The sequence below is a fragment of the Actinoplanes sp. NPDC021490 genome (genome assembly GCF_055562135.1).
The window spans coordinates 410,771-424,349 of sequence record NZ_JBVHFW010000003.1 but is presented as its reverse complement, the minus strand read 5'-3'; the positions used below and the strand labels follow the sequence as shown (position 1 = coordinate 424,349).

Below are 13,579 nucleotides of genomic sequence, written 5' to 3'. Positions count from 1 at the left end.
CCGTACGCGCAAACCGGTTCTACCTTTCAGGCATGTCTCTTGCCCCCGTACGTTCGCCGCTCGTCGATGAGCCCCGGCGGCGCCGCGCGATCCTCGTCGCGGTCTGCGTCGCCCTCATGGCGGTCATCGCGTCGGTCTCCGGCCTCAACGTGGCCCAGCCACAGATCGCGCTGGCCTTCGGCGCCTCCCAGAGCACCGTCCTGTGGATCATCAACGTCTACACGCTCACCCTGGCCGCCCTGCTGCTGCCGCTGGGCGCGGCCGGCGACCGCTGGGGCCGCAAGCCCGTGCTGCTGGCCGGCCTGCTCGTCTTCGGCGTGGCGAACGCGGTCGCCGGCCTCGCCACCTCCACCGAGGTCATGATCGCCGCCCGGCTGCTCGGCGGGGCCGGCGCCGCGATGATCATGCCGGTGACGCTGGCCGTCATCACCTCGACGTTCCCCGACGAGGAGCGGTCCCGCGCGATCGGCGTCTGGACCGGTGTCGCCGGCGGCGGCGGCCTGCTCGGCATGTACCTGTCGGCGATCCTGGTCGACGTGGCCGGCTGGCGCTGGCTGTTCGTGCTGCCGGTGGCGCTCGTCGTCGCGGCCGCCGTGCTGGCGTCGCGGTCGGTGCCCAACTCGCGCGAGAACTCCGGTCACGGCTTCGACATCGCCGGCTCTCTGGCCTCCATGATCGCCGTGGTCGCGCTGATCTTCGTCCTGCACGAGGGTCCCGTACGGGGATGGACCGCTCCTCCCACCCTGATCGCTCTGACCGTCGGTGTCGCCGCCGCGATCGGATTCACCCTCTGGGAACTCCGCTCCCCGGCCCCGCTGCTCGACGTGCGCCTGTTCCGGGACCGCGGCCTGGCCGGAGGTTCGCTGTCGCTGCTGACCGTGTTCGGCGTGCAGGCCGGCATCTTCGTGGTGCTGTTCCCCTACTTGCAGGCCGTGCTCGGCTGGTCCGGCCTCCGCTCCACCGTCGCGCTGCTGCCGATGGCCCTGCTCATGATGGCCGCCTCGGGAATCGCCCCACGGCTGGCCGCACGAATCGGCGGCCGCGCGACCATGGCCACCGGCATCGCCCTGGGCGGCGCGGGCCTGGCCCTGATGGCCATGCTGGTCTCGATTGGCGGCGGCTACCTTGCGGTGCTGCCCGGCATGCTGGCGATGGGCCTGGGCATGGGCTTGTCGATGACCCCGTCCACCGAAGCCATCACCTCCGCCCTGCCCCGCGAACGCCAGGGCGTGGCCTCCGCCCTCAACGACGTCACGCGCGAGTTCGGCACCGCTCTGGGCGTGGCTTTGCTGGGCGCGATCCTGTCGGCCGGCTACCGCTCAGCCGTCGAATCCCGCCTGCCCGGCGCCCCCGAGGCCGTACGCGAAAACATAGCCAACGCCACCGGCGACGCGGCCCTCGTCCGGGCCGCCCAGGAATCCTTCGTGGACGGCTGGCAGCAGGCCATGTGGGCCGGCGTAGTCGTCATGGCCCTGCTGTTCGCCTACGTCGTGGCGCGGGGACCGAACGCTCGGTCAGCGCCCTGAAGAGGTCACGGTGGCCGGAACGTACGGGCGGGCGTCGTGCAGCGAGCCGGTGGTCGAGCGGAACAGCGCCGGGAAGTCGGCGGTGGAGGTGCCGACCCTGACGTGACCGAGGGTCGAGGCGATCTGCGCGTACGGCTGCGGGGTCGCCGACGACTGGAAGCCGATGGTGACGACCTCTGTCGCGCCGGCGGGGATGCTGAACGCGAGCCCGCAGTTGACGATCGTGCGGTTGTCGTCGGTGTAGCCGAAGATGCACCCGTCGGCGCCGTCGAAGCTGTCGAAGTTGAAGGTGTTCGCGACCGGCTCGGTGATGGAGATGCCGTTGCCCCACGACGCATCGGAGTTGTTCTTGATCGCGATGTCGATGCTGCCGGTGTGGTCGCCCTGCGCCCGCGGGTTGAAGATCAGCGGCCCGACCGTGAGGGTCGGCTGGGCGACTTCGGCCGGTGCGGCCTGGGCGGCGATCGCGCCACCGAGCAGGGCGGCGGCGGTGGCAAGCGCGACGGCGCCCGCACGCAGAGAGATACGCAAGAGTTTCTCCTCGTGTCGACTCCCGTTCGGCCGGGGCAGAAGCACTCCGGCCGATCGACTCAGCGGACAGGTTAGCAGCGATCGGCGTAAATGTTTGCCCGGCGGTCAACGGCCGGGATCGCCCTCCCCGCCACGTACGGCCGGCCTCCCTGGCTGGGATTATGTGCGTCCGTCAGACGACGGCGGTTGCCGCGGCCTTGCGGGCGGCCTCGCGACGACGGCGGATCGGCCAGCTGATGCCCCCGAGCAGCACCAGTGCTCCGCCCAGCGAACCCCAGATGTACGGCGCGCTTTCCTGGTTCGACTTGGTCTGGTCGTACGATCGGTCGGAGGAGCCGGTCGAGTCGCCCACCTTCCGGCAGGTGTCGCCCTGTTCCATCGTGGCGCCGCCGCAGGTCGGTGCGCCGTCCCAGTCGTAGGCGAGAACACCGCCGAGGATGGCCAGTCCGATCAGGATCGCCACGAGCGGTCGGCGGAACGGCAGGGCCAGAAGATGGATGAGCAGTCCCACGATGGTTCCTCACATGAGTCGATGCGCTGCCCCGTTGATCGGGGTCCCCGAAGCGCCGCCGGAAGCTATCAAATCGCGGCTTCGGCTGTTGCCCCCTCGCTCGGTGATCACGTGTTTTGCTTATGGCGGCCGACCGGGTATCCCCGCCGGTCTCGAGCCTCACCCGAGCACAGGAGTCGCCGTATGGCCCGGTTCACCGTCACCCAGCAGGTGCATGCGCCGGCCGACGCGGTGTGGGCCGCGATGGTCGACTGGCCCCGGCACGGCGACTGGGCGCCGCTGACGGTCGTCCGGGTGACGACATCCCAGCCCGGCGGCGTCGGTGTGGAGTTCGTCGCCCGTACGGGAATCGGCTGGTTGGCGTTCGACGACCCGATGACGGTGACCCTGTGGCAGCCACCGGGCGGAAACGCGCCCGACGATGGCCCGGGCCGCTGCGAGGTGGCCAAGCGGGGCCGGGTGGTGCTCGGCCGAGCCGGCTTCTCCGTGGTGCCGCTGCCTTCCGGCCGGTGCCGAGTCGATTGGGACGAGGACGTGACCGTGACTCCTCACCGGCTCACAAGACTCGCCGGGCCGTTGCTGTCTTTCGCCGGCCGTGTCGGCTTCGGCGCAACCCTGCGAGCGATGGCCCGAGACGTGGAGCACCAACGCCGCTGACGAAGATCGCGTCGTCCTCTCGGTGCTGTCGCCAGAACTTCTGACATTGCGCTAACCGGTGTGGCGGCAGGCTGTGACGTACGCCCCGTCGCCGCGTCGCGGACCTGATGATCGCCTCCGTTGCAGCCACGAATCGACTTGCCCTCTACACCACCCATCCCGACGACTTCGTCGGACTGGATCAGCTGGTCCAAGTGATAGCCGTACCGCGTCCAACCGGCGCCGGCTGACCAGGATCCACACGGGCGAGGTTGCGTCATTGTTCGAACGGCAGTTGAGCAGCATCGGACTGCAGGACCCCGCCGCACAGCGGGTTCACCAGGTGTTTCTCGGAGATGCCGTAAGGATCGCCGATTCCGTCGGCCATCCATTCGGCGTCCGAACTCTCGACCTCGTATCCTGGGCGGACCGTGGGCTTACGGTTGCGGGGATCGGAAAGCGGCATATCGCCACCCGGTCAGCAGGGTCGCGCCGCCCGGAAGGTTGTCCGGATCTGGTCGGTGAGGATGGCCGGCTGTTCGAGGGCGGCGAAGTGTCCACCGTGGTCGAGCTGAGCGTAGTGCAGCACGGTCTCGTAGCGTCGTTCGATCCAGCGACGGGAGGCCTGTACGGCTTCGCCGGGGAAGATGCTGAACCCCGCGGGTACGGGATTGGGCTTCCAGGTTTCGGTGTTCCCGGCGCGGCTCTGCCTGTCTTCCCAGTAGAGCCGGGCGGCGGACGCGCCGGCGTTGGGCAGCCAGTACAGCATGATGTCGTCGAGGATCTCGTCGCGGTCGATCACCTTTTCCGGGTTGCCGTCGCTGTCGGTCACGTCCTGGAAGAGGGTGTAGATCCAGGCGGCGAGTCCGGCCGGTGAGTCGGCGAGGGAGTAGCCGATCGTCTGCGGCCGGGTGGCCTGCTCGCGGGCGTACCCGTCCAGTTCGCTCTGGTAGTGCTGAGCGTGTGCCATCATGCGCTGTTCCTCGGCGGTGGCCTCGCTCATCTCCTGTGGGGTGGGAAAGACGAGCGGGAAGTTGAAGTGCGCGCCCCGGCACCGCTCGGGAGCCTTGCGGGTGATCTGCTCGACGACGGCCGCGCCCCAGTCGCCGCCCTGGGCGAACCAGTTGTCGTAGCCGAGGCGCTGCATGAGAGTGATCCAGGCGTCGGCTACCCGGGGGATGTTCCAGCCGGTCGTGGTGGGCTTGCCGGAGAACCCGAAGCCCGGCATGGAGGGGATCACCAAATGGAAGGCGTCCTCGGCGCTGCCGCCGTGCGCGACCGGGTCGGTCAGGGGGCCGATCAGATGCCGGAACTCCAGGATCGATCCGGGCCAGCCGTGGCAGAGCAGCAGAGGCGCCGCGCCGGGCTCGGCGGAGCGTACGTGCAGGAAGTGGACGTCGATTCCGTCGAGGACGGTGTGCGAGGAGCCGAAGCTGTTGATGTCCCGCTCGGTGCGCCGCCAGTCGTAGCCGGTGGCCCAGTGGTCGCAGAGGGCGCGGATGCGGTCCAGCTGCGGTCCCTGAGCGGCGTCCGGGACGGTTTCGCGGTCGGGCCACCGGGTGGCGGCGAGACGGCCCCGCAGATCCTGCAGTTCGTCGTCGGAGACCGCGATCGGGTACGGCTCCACGAGATCGGTATGAGGCAAGTGCATCAGGTGCTCCCAAGTTTCGGCGATCGGGCTCGTCATTCTAGGCACGAAGTGGAAGAAAAATTCAACTTGGAAAAGATCTTCCGGTTCGGTACGGTCGACACGTGACCGCCCCTCCTCTGCGTCGTGATGCCGAACGCAACCGTCAGCTCCTGCTGCGTACGGCGTACGACCTCATGGCCTCGGCCGGCCTGGACGTCCCGTACGAAGACATTGCCCGGGCCGCCGGCACGGGGATGGGCACCATGTACCGGCGTTTCCCGCAACGGCAGGACCTGCTCGACGCCCTGTTCGGCGAGCACATCGATACGGTGATCGGCTTGGCCGAGCAGGCTTCGCGGTACGACGACGCGTGGGCCGGGCTCACCTGGTTCCTCGAGCAGCAACTCGAGATCGAGGCGCAGAGCCGGGGTCTCGGGGAGTTGCTGCGCAGCCGCAACCAGGCCACCGCCCTGGTGCAGCGGGCGCACGAGCGGATGACCCCGCTCGTCACCGGCCTCATCGCCCGCGCGGTCCGGGCCGGTCAGCTGCCGGCCGGGGCGACTCCCGCCGACTTCGCCGCCGTGCACGTGATGGTGGGCAGCGTCATGGACGCCTCCCGCGCCTTCGCCCCGCAGTTGTGGCGCCGCGCTCTCGCGATCGCCCTGGCGGGCCTGCGCCATGCCGAACTGTCCGGTGACCCGCCGGACGAGAACGTCATCGACCGCCTCTACAACGACCAGAAGAAGTGAAGGTTCAGCCCAGCATGGCTCTGCCCGACGACCTGCTCGAAGTCCTCAACGCCAAGGCGATCTGCTTCGTGACCACGCTCATGCCCGACGGATCGCCGCAGATCTCGCAGACCTGGGCCTCCACCGACGGCGAACACGTGCTCATCAACACGGTCGACACCCACCAGAAGACCCGCAACATCCGCCGGGACCCGCGCATCGCCATCGGCATCGCCGACCCGGCCGCGCCGTCACGGAGCTGGGCCCTGCGCGGCAGCGTCGTGGCGGCCACGACCGACGGCGCCCGGGAGAACATCGACGAGCTGTCCCAGAAGTACATCGGCCGTCCCTACCCCGGCTTCGGCGGCGGCCCGCAGCAGCGAGTCCTCCTGACTGTCAAGGTCGACAAACTGCACAAGCCCTGACCCGAGACGGTCAGAACCGGGCGGAGAGCCGTGGGTGAAGGGGAGGTCTTGGTGGTGCGGTCGGCGGCGTTTCTTTTTGACTGCCTGCGTCGGGCCGGGATGTCGGATGTTGTGGCGGTGGAGCCGGTGACCGGTGGGCTTGCTGCCCTTGCGGGCATGGCGACCCGCCGGGATGCGCCGCCCGTGTTTGTCAAAGCGTTCGCCGACTCGCCCGACGACGATGTCTTCGCGGCCGAGGCCGAAGGGCTGGGCGCCCTGCGCGAGAGCGGCATGGCGACCCCCGATGTGATCCTGGCGAATCGGGAACTGCTCGTGTTGTCGGTGCTGCAGGCGAGACCGAGCAGTGAGACCTTCTGGGAAGACTTCGCGCACGCGCTCGCCCGCCTGCACCTGAGCACGGTTCACCCCCGGTTCGGGTGGCACGGCGACAACTGGCTGGGCCGCCGCCGGCAGGTGAACAGCTGGAACGATGACGGCTTTGCCTTCTTTGCCGAGCATCGGCTGCTTCGATGGCTGGGGGAGCCCCGCGTCGACGCCGCGCTCGACGCCGGTGATCGCGCGGCGCTGGAGCGGCTGTGTCAACGGCTGCCCGAGCTGCTGCCGGAGCGGCCGGCTTGTCTGACGCACGGCGATTTGTGGAGCCAGAATGTTCTGGCCACGCCGGACGGGCGGCCCGCGCTGATCGATCCGGCGGTCTCGTACATGTGGGCGGAGGTCGACCTGGCGCATGTTTGGACGACCGTGCCTCCGCCCGAGGCGCAGCGGTTCTTCGCGGTGTACGCGGAACTGACCTCCCTCGACAGTGGCTGGCCGGACCGCATGCCGATCCTCCAGTTGCGGCAGCATCTCGCGGTTCTGGCGCAGTTCGACAACGACTGGGGCGCGGCTGAACTGATCCGGGCCACCCTCGCGCCCTTCCGGACGTCGAGCTGATCGAAGGCCCCCCGGCCGGAGCCTTTCTCCGGCAAGCTTGGGCGGCATGACCTATCCCGTGGTGCATTTCGAGATCATCGGTACGGATCCGGCCGCCCTGCGCGGCTACTACGGTGAGCTGTTCGGCTGGCAGTTCGACACGTCCGGACCGGTCGCCGAGTCCGTCTCCGACCAGGGCGAGTACGGCTTCACCGAGGCCGGCGGCACAATCCCCGGCGGCGTGGGTGGCGGGCCGGGGCGGCGGCCGCAGACGGTCTTCTACGTGGGCGTCCCCAATGTGGAGGAGGCGCTGCGGCAGGCCGAGTCGCTGGGCGGGCGGCGGGTGATGGGTCCCGAGCGGCCGGAGGGTCGTGACCTGGTCGTGGCCCACTTCACCGACCCCGGCGGCAACCTGATCGGCCTGGCCGGCCCGGCCTGAGCGCCACGTCCGATTCCCGCCAGCGGCCGCGATCCGGCCGGGCTAGCGTCGGGCCATGGATTACCCGGCTTATCTGTTGTTCGCGCTGGTCGTGGTGCTGGTGCCGGGCCCCGACTTCGCCGTGGTGGTGGGAAACACGCTGTCCGGGGGGCGGGCCCAGGGGCGTTGGTGTGCCCTCGGCGTCGCCACGTCCAACGCTGTGCAGGGTGCTGCGGCCGTGGCGGGTCTCGGCGCGCTCGTCGTCCGGGCCCAACCGGTGTTTAACGCGATCAAATGGGCCGGGGTCGCCTATCTCGCCTATCTGGGCGTACGGCTGCTGCGGTCGGCCTGGCGGGGCGACTACCGGGCCGCCGGCGCCGAACCCGGTCCCGCGACCCGACGGGGATGGCGGCAGGGTTTCCTGTCGAACATCACGAACCCGAAGGTGCTCATCTTCTATGTGGCCGTGCTGCCGCAGTTCCTGAGCGCGGAGGCCGGTGTGCCCGCTCTGGTGCTGCTGGGCATCAGCCACGCGGTGATGTCGCTGCTCTATCTGCTGACGTTGACCGTCCTGATGCATCAGGCCCGCGCCTGGCTGGCCCGCCGCCGCGTGCGCCGGGCACTGGACGCCACGACGGGCGCGGCCATGCTCGGCTTCGGGGCGAAACTGGCTTTCGAACGCCCCTGACCGCAACGAATCGACGTAATACGATGCGTCAATGTCAGGGCTACGAACGATTGCCGTCGCCGTCCTCGCGGGGGTCGGTGCTGCGCTGGGCGTTGCGGTGGCGCCCGCCGGGGCAGCCGGGGCACCGCACATCCGCGGCGGGGAGACCGTGCCGGTCTACTCGTACGAGAATGCGGTGCGCGAGAGCGTCTGGGTGCAGACCACTCTGGACAACGACCGGGACGGCGTGCCCGACCGGGTCGCCGTCGACATCACACGGCCCCGCGAGGCGGCCGACCGGCGGGTCAAGGTGCCGGTCATCCTCGAGGCGTCGCCGTACTACTCGTGTTGCGGGCGCGGCAACGAGAGCGAGCTCAAGCGGTACGACGCGAACGGCGTCATCACCAAGCAGCCGCTGTTCTACGACAACTACTTCGTGCCGCGCGGGTACGCCTTGGTCTCGGCCGACCTGGCCGGCACCGGCCGCTCCACCGGGTGCATGGACGTCGGCGGCCGCGAGGAGGTGCTCAGCGCCAAGGCCGTCGTGGACTGGCTCAACGGGCGCGCCCGGGCCACGTACGCCGATGGCACCCCGGCCGTGGCCACGAGCTGGACCAACGGCCGGACCGGCATGATCGGCAAGTCGTGGGACGGCTCGGTGGCCAACGGGGTCGCCGCGACCGGCGTCGAGGGCCTCGAGACGATCGTGCCCATCGCGGCCATCTCCAGCTGGTACGACTATCAGCGCTACAACGGCGTGCTGCGGATCGAGGACTACCCCGAGTATCTGCATCAGGCGGTCACCGGGCGTCCGGCCGGCGCCTGCGACACGACGCTGAAGGAGCTCGACGAGGGCAGCGACGACGCGACCGGCAATTACAACGCGTACTGGGCCGAGCGGGACTTCCGGCCGGACGCCCGGCGCGTGCACGCCAGCGTGTTCCTCGTTCACGGCCTCAACGACACCAACGTGACCACCACTCAGTTCGCGCGGTGGTGGGACCGGCTGAACGTGCCCAAGAAGATCTGGCTGGCCCAGCAGGGGCACGTCGACCCGTTCGACATCCGCCGCGCCGAGTGGGTCGGCACGCTGCACCGGTGGTTCGACCGCTGGCTGCAGGGGCTGCCCAACGGCATCGAGCGGGAACCGCGGGCGACGATCGAGACCGCGCCGGGCACGTGGGCCGCCGAGCGGACCTGGCCGGCCGCCGCCGCGCGATCCACCAGGGTTGCGCTGGGTGACGGTGACGGGACGACGGGCACGCTGGGTGGCCGGTCCGGCCGCGGTTCCCGTACGTGGACCGACGACCCCGATCTCGGCGAGGCGGCCGCCGTCGCCGGCCCGAACACCGCGGTTCCCGGGCGGGTCGCGTTCCTGTCGGCCCCGCTGAACCGGGGCGTACGGGTCTCGGGCACCCCGTCGGTGACCCTGCGGGTGCAGGTCGACAAGCCGACGACCGAACTGACGGCCCGGCTCGTCGACTACGGCACCGCGGCCCGGGTCAACTATCTGGGAGCCGGCGAGGGCATCACCACGCTGGCCACGGAGTCGTGCTGGGGAGCGTCGACCACGGCCGACGACGCCTGCTACCGCGACACCGCCGAGGACGTGGTGACCAGCGACCACGCCATCGTGACCCGGGGCTGGCAGGACGCGGCCCACCACGTGTCGCTGCGATTCGTCACGCCGCTGCGGCCCGGCCGGTGGTATTCGGTGACCGTGCCGATGCAGCCCACCGACCAGCGGATCGCCGCCGGGCACGTGCTCGGCCTCATTCTGCAGGCCAGCGACGACGACTACTCGACCCCCCAGTCGACCGGCGCCACGATCCGCCTCGACCTGCGTGGCAGCTCGCTGACGCTGCCGCTCGTCGGCGCCCTGCCCGTTCCCGGCGCGACCGCCCCGACGGTGCCGGCGGCCCCCGCGCCGGCCCGCCTCGCCCCGGGGAGGTTCCAGCCACTGCTGCCCTGATCAGGCCTGGACCGACGGCCTGATCTGCAGGGAGTTGACCACGACATGGGCCGGGCGGCTCACGATGTGCAGGATGGCGGCGGCGACGTCGGCGCCGTCCAGGTTGCGCTGCCCGGCCATCACGCCCTCGAGGGTGGCCTGCCGTTCGGGGTCGCCGACGCTCGCGAACAGTTCGGTGTCGGTGTAGCCGGGTTCGACGACGCTGACCCGCACCCCGTCGGCGGTCAACTCCTTGCGCAGCGTGTCCGAGAAGCCGTACACGCCGAACTTGGTCGCGGAATAGGCCGCCGCGCCCGGATAGGTCTCGCGCCCGCCGACTGACGAGATGTTGACGATGTCGGCCGCGCCCGCCTCGATCAGATGGGGGAGGGCGGCGTGACTGACCAGCATGAGGCCGAGCAGGTTGGTGTCCAGCGCACGCCGCCACGTAATCACGTCGGCGCGGAGCACCGGGCCCAGCGGCATGATGCCGGCCGCGTTGACGACCAGATCGAGGCCTCCGAACTCGCCGGCGGCCGCGGCGACGGCGGCCCGGATCGAGGATTCGTCGGTGACGTCCAGCGCCAGGTTCAGGTCGCCGTCGAGTTGGTCGGTGCGGCGGGCGGCGGCGGCCACCCGGGTGCCCGCGTCGCGCAGAGCCCGTACGGTGGCGGCGCCGATGCCGCTGGAGGCCCCCGTGACCAGGGCGCGTCGATTCTTCATGTCCATGCGTTCCAGGCTGGGCGCGCGGGCCGGATTTCCCCAGGCCCGGTCAATCCTGGGGGTCACAGGACCAGTTTTTCGTACGCCGTGAGGCCTACCGTGGGGTGATGGCCGGAGATCTCGGGGAGTTCCTGCGGGCGCGGCGCGCTCTGATCGGTCCCGCCGCGGCCGGGCTGGTCGCGGGCGGGCGGCGGCACGTGCGCGGTTTGCGGCGTGAGGAGCTGGCGCTGCTCGCGGGCATCAGCGTCGACTACTACGTACGCCTCGAGCAGGGCCGCGACCGCAACCCGTCGCCCGAGGTGGTGGCCGCCCTGGCCCGCGCCCTGCAGCTGGACGGCGACGCCACCACCCACCTGCACCGGCTGGCCTCCCTCGCCGTCTCGGCCGCCGTGCGGGTCCCCGAGATCCGGCCCTCGGTGGCCCGGCTCGTCGACACGTCGCCGTGGCCCACGGTGCTGCTCGACCACACGTTGACCGTGCTGCGCGCCAACGAGCTCGCCGGTCTGCTCAACCCGGATCTGCGTGCCGGACGCAATCTGGTGCGCGACGCCTTCGCCGGGCCGGCGAGCGACACGGTCCGGGCCGACTGCGTGGCCGCGCTGCGCTCGTCGGCCGGAATCTATCCCGACGACGCCGGGCTGCAGCGGCTCGTCGGCGAGCTGTCCGTGCACAGCCAGGAGTTCCGCGAGCTGTGGGCCCGCGCGGACGTCACCTATTGCCGTACGGGAACAAAGGTCTTGGATCATCCCGCGGTCGGCCGGTTGTGCCTCGACTACGAGACGCTCGACGTCGGCGACGCGAGCGGGCAGCGGCTGCTGATCCACTCGGCCGAGCCGGGCAGCCCCGACGGCGACAAGCTCGCGCTGATCAGGCCAGGCCTCCCATTCCCGGATCGCTGATGCTCTCCCGGCCGTTCTCGAGGTGCCCGGCGAAGCGGCGCCCGGCGCCCTCGGCGGTGACCGTCAGGTCGTACCAGCCGCGGGTCTTGCCAGTCGGATGCCGCTCGACGTGCTTGGCGCCGGCGCGGACAGCCACGGTCTTCGTCCGGCCGGTGTAGCGGTCGGCCACCTTGACCAGGACGCGGGCCGGGCCGTGATTGCTGATCTCGAGGGTTTCCCGCTCCAGGCGCGCCTCGACCACGGGCCGCCCGGCCTTGCCGGTGAAGTGGCGGTAGAAACCGTTGGGACCGCGCACTTCCAGGTCGTACGCGGCGGTGGCCGGCCACATGCCGGTGAGGCGCTTGCCCGGCTCGACCGTGTAGGTGCGCGGCTCGTGGGCCGGGTCAGCCGAATGCGTCTGGAACACGGCGGCGGCCCGCCCGGTGTTGCGGAACTCGACGGTGATCCCGGTGGGGGACGCCTTGCCGTCGGCGTGCAGCTCGTACGGCAGGGCGCGCGCCGGCCGTACGCCCCGCTCCTGCTCGGGAAGGCTCGGATCGGCCGGCGGAACGGGAACCTCGTCGGGCTGCCGCGTCAGCACGGCCGGCTTGAACGCGGTGGTGGCGGGCAGGTCCACGGCCCGGCGGTTCGGCGTCCGGAAGTCGAACGCGCTCGTCAGGTCGCCCGCCACGGCCCGGCGCCACGGCGTGATGTTCGTTTCCCGCGGGCCGAACCGGCGTTCCAGGAACCGGATCAGCGAGGTGTGGTCGAACAGCTCCGAGTTGACCCAGCCGCCGCGCGTCCACGGCGAGACCACGATCATCGGCACGCGCACCCCGAAGCCGTACGGGCCGGTGGGGTGGGCGGCGCTGCCCGGGAAGATCTCGTTGGTGGTCGGCACGGTGGAACGGGCCGGATCGGGGGTGGGCGGCACCAGATGGTCGAAGAAGCCGCCCTCCTCGTCGTACGTGACGAAGAGGGCCATCTTGCTCCACACCTCGGGGTGGTCGGCGAGGATGTCGATGACGCGGGAGATGTACCACTCGCCGTAGTGCGGGCCCCAGTTCGGGTGCTCGGTGTAGGCCTCGGGCGCGACGATCCAGCTGACCGAGGGGAGCCGGTTGTTGCGGACGTCCTCGCGGAAGTCGGTGAGCAGCTGCTCCGGGTCGCGGCCGAGCTTGTTGATCTCGGTGCCCCGCTTGGCCCGGTCCGCCAGCGGGCTGCCCGGTTGAGCGTTCTGGTACTGGTGGAAGTAGAGCAGCGAGTTGTCGCCGTAGTTGCCGATGAACGGGTCGTTGGTCCAGCCCCACGACCCGGCGGCGGTCAGCCCGGTGCCGGCGTCCTGATAGACGCGCCACGAGACGCCGGCCTGTTCGAGCCGCTCGGGGTAGGTCGTCCAGTCGTAGCCGGCCTCGGCGTTGTCGACGACCGGGCCACCGCCCCGGCCGTCGTTGCCGGCCCAGCCCGTCCACATGTGGTAGCGGTTGGGGTCGGTCGGGCCCAGCAGCGAGCAGAAATAGTTGTCGCAGATCGTGAACGCGTCGGCCAGGGCGTACGCGTAAGGCAGGTCGGACCGGACGTGGTGGGTCATCGTCTGCACGCCCTTGTTGGGCACCCACCGGTCGTACCGGCCGCCGTTCCAGGCCGCGTGGGTGTCGTTCCAGCCGTGCGGCGGATCGGGCAGGAACATGTCGCCGACGTCCGGCACCTCGGGACGGAACGGCAGCAGTTCCCCTTCGCCGTACGGCTGATGCCAGACGCTGCGGCCGGAAGGGAGGCGTACGGGATGGGGGTCGGCGAAGCCCCGGACGCCGCGCATGGCCCCGAAGTAGTGGTCGAACGAGCGGTTCTCCTGCATCAGGATGATGACGTGCTCGACGTCGTCGATGCTCCCGGTCCGGTGGCCGGCCGGGATGGCCAGGGCCTTGTCGAGGCTCGCGGGAGTCGCCGAAGCGACCGCCGGTATGCCGAGCATCTGCAGGAAAGTTCGGCGATCCAGCTCGGCCATGTCGGAGCCACCCCTCGCGCTTGCTGACGTTCGAC

The 13,579-nt window shown here is 70.4% G+C and carries 15 protein-coding genes; 9 read left to right on the top strand and 6 right to left on the bottom strand.

Annotated features, from left to right (window positions below; genetic code table 11):
* Positions 1 to 32: 32 nt before the first annotated feature.
* Positions 33 to 1,526 (top strand): MFS transporter, encoded by a 1,494-nt coding sequence (locus ACZ3I4_RS10310; RefSeq protein WP_465381576.1) that lies wholly within the window; start codon positions 33 to 35, stop codon positions 1,524 to 1,526.
* Here ACZ3I4_RS10310 and ACZ3I4_RS10305 read toward each other — a convergent pair.
* Together ACZ3I4_RS10305 and ACZ3I4_RS10300 are read right to left on the bottom strand one after the other, a co-directional pair.
* A complete protein-coding gene (locus ACZ3I4_RS10305; protein ID WP_465381575.1) occupies positions 1,515 to 2,057 on the bottom strand; it encodes a hypothetical protein in 543 nt (180 codons plus the stop codon). The two genes, ACZ3I4_RS10310 and ACZ3I4_RS10305, sit on opposite strands and share 12 nt — an antisense overlap.
* Positions 2,058 to 2,229: 172 nt before the next feature.
* A complete protein-coding gene (locus ACZ3I4_RS10300) occupies positions 2,230 to 2,568 on the bottom strand; it encodes a hypothetical protein (protein WP_465381574.1) in 339 nt (112 codons plus the stop codon).
* A gap of 183 nt (positions 2,569 to 2,751) precedes the next feature.
* On the opposite strand from ACZ3I4_RS10300, the gene ACZ3I4_RS10295 reads away from it, so the two are divergent.
* Positions 2,752 to 3,225 (top strand): SRPBCC family protein, encoded by a 474-nt coding sequence (locus ACZ3I4_RS10295; protein WP_465381573.1) that lies wholly within the window; start codon positions 2,752 to 2,754, stop codon positions 3,223 to 3,225.
* A gap of 256 nt (positions 3,226 to 3,481) precedes the next feature.
* On the opposite strand, the gene ACZ3I4_RS10290 is transcribed toward ACZ3I4_RS10295, so the two are convergent.
* The gene (locus tag ACZ3I4_RS10290) at positions 3,482 to 3,670 is read right to left on the bottom strand and encodes a hypothetical protein (protein WP_465381572.1); all 189 of its coding nucleotides are present in this window, start codon (positions 3,668 to 3,670) and stop codon (positions 3,482 to 3,484) included.
* A 12-nt stretch (positions 3,671 to 3,682) separates the two neighbouring features.
* A complete protein-coding gene (locus ACZ3I4_RS10285) occupies positions 3,683 to 4,855 on the bottom strand; it encodes an epoxide hydrolase family protein (protein WP_465381571.1) in 1,173 nt (390 codons plus the stop codon).
* Between the two features lie 101 nt (positions 4,856 to 4,956).
* Between ACZ3I4_RS10285 and ACZ3I4_RS10280 the strand changes: the two genes are divergently transcribed.
* From ACZ3I4_RS10280 to ACZ3I4_RS10255, 6 genes are read left to right on the top strand one after another with little or no spacing between them, the layout of a single operon-like run.
* On the top strand, positions 4,957 to 5,583 hold the full coding sequence (locus tag ACZ3I4_RS10280; RefSeq protein WP_465381570.1) for a TetR/AcrR family transcriptional regulator: 627 nt from the start codon (positions 4,957 to 4,959) through the stop codon (positions 5,581 to 5,583).
* Between the two features lie 14 nt (positions 5,584 to 5,597).
* A complete protein-coding gene (locus ACZ3I4_RS10275; RefSeq protein WP_465381569.1) occupies positions 5,598 to 5,987 on the top strand; it encodes a TIGR03618 family F420-dependent PPOX class oxidoreductase in 390 nt (129 codons plus the stop codon).
* A 51-nt stretch (positions 5,988 to 6,038) separates the two neighbouring features.
* Positions 6,039 to 6,920 (top strand): fructosamine kinase family protein, encoded by an 882-nt coding sequence (locus tag ACZ3I4_RS10270; RefSeq protein WP_465381841.1) that lies wholly within the window; start codon positions 6,039 to 6,041, stop codon positions 6,918 to 6,920.
* A gap of 46 nt (positions 6,921 to 6,966) precedes the next feature.
* On the top strand, positions 6,967 to 7,338 hold the full coding sequence (locus ACZ3I4_RS10265; RefSeq protein ID WP_465381568.1) for a VOC family protein: 372 nt from the start codon (positions 6,967 to 6,969) through the stop codon (positions 7,336 to 7,338).
* Positions 7,339 to 7,393: 55 nt separating this feature from the next.
* Positions 7,394 to 8,005, top strand: coding sequence for a LysE family translocator (locus tag ACZ3I4_RS10260; RefSeq protein WP_465381567.1), 612 nt, complete (start codon positions 7,394 to 7,396; stop codon positions 8,003 to 8,005).
* A gap of 31 nt (positions 8,006 to 8,036) precedes the next feature.
* Complete coding sequence (locus ACZ3I4_RS10255; protein ID WP_465381566.1) at positions 8,037 to 9,956, top strand: Xaa-Pro dipeptidyl-peptidase; 1,920 nt, start codon at positions 8,037 to 8,039, stop codon at positions 9,954 to 9,956.
* Here ACZ3I4_RS10255 and ACZ3I4_RS10250 read toward each other — a convergent pair whose 3' ends face one another.
* Positions 9,957 to 10,724, bottom strand: a complete 768-nt coding sequence (locus ACZ3I4_RS10250) for an SDR family oxidoreductase (protein WP_465381565.1) — start codon at positions 10,722 to 10,724, stop codon at positions 9,957 to 9,959.
* Between the two features lie 41 nt (positions 10,725 to 10,765).
* On the opposite strand from ACZ3I4_RS10250, the gene ACZ3I4_RS10245 reads away from it, so the two are divergent.
* A complete protein-coding gene (locus ACZ3I4_RS10245; protein ID WP_465381564.1) occupies positions 10,766 to 11,557 on the top strand; it encodes a helix-turn-helix domain-containing protein in 792 nt (263 codons plus the stop codon).
* Here the strand turns inward: ACZ3I4_RS10245 and ACZ3I4_RS10240 are convergent.
* Positions 11,526 to 13,544, bottom strand: coding sequence for a phosphocholine-specific phospholipase C (locus ACZ3I4_RS10240; RefSeq protein WP_465381563.1), 2,019 nt, complete (start codon positions 13,542 to 13,544; stop codon positions 11,526 to 11,528). The two genes, ACZ3I4_RS10245 and ACZ3I4_RS10240, sit on opposite strands and share 32 nt — an antisense overlap.
* Between the last annotated feature and the right edge of the window lie 35 nt (positions 13,545 to 13,579).

Coding starts and splice junctions, on each gene's coding strand:
- ACZ3I4_RS10310 (WP_465381576.1), top strand. CDS start 33: ATGTCTCTTGCCCCCGTACGTTCGCCGCTCGTCGATGAGCCCCGGCGG.
- ACZ3I4_RS10295 (WP_465381573.1), top strand. CDS start 2,752: ATGGCCCGGTTCACCGTCACCCAGCAGGTGCATGCGCCGGCCGACGCG.
- ACZ3I4_RS10290 (WP_465381572.1), bottom strand. CDS start 3,670: ATGCCGCTTTCCGATCCCCGCAACCGTAAGCCCACGGTCCGCCCAGGA.
- ACZ3I4_RS10285 (WP_465381571.1), bottom strand. CDS start 4,855: ATGCACTTGCCTCATACCGATCTCGTGGAGCCGTACCCGATCGCGGTC.
- ACZ3I4_RS10275 (WP_465381569.1), top strand. CDS start 5,598: ATGGCTCTGCCCGACGACCTGCTCGAAGTCCTCAACGCCAAGGCGATC.
- ACZ3I4_RS10265 (WP_465381568.1), top strand. CDS start 6,967: ATGACCTATCCCGTGGTGCATTTCGAGATCATCGGTACGGATCCGGCC.
- ACZ3I4_RS10260 (WP_465381567.1), top strand. CDS start 7,394: ATGGATTACCCGGCTTATCTGTTGTTCGCGCTGGTCGTGGTGCTGGTG.
- ACZ3I4_RS10255 (WP_465381566.1), top strand. CDS start 8,037: ATGTCAGGGCTACGAACGATTGCCGTCGCCGTCCTCGCGGGGGTCGGT.
- ACZ3I4_RS10245 (WP_465381564.1), top strand. CDS start 10,766: ATGGCCGGAGATCTCGGGGAGTTCCTGCGGGCGCGGCGCGCTCTGATC.
- ACZ3I4_RS10240 (WP_465381563.1), bottom strand. CDS start 13,544: ATGGCCGAGCTGGATCGCCGAACTTTCCTGCAGATGCTCGGCATACCG.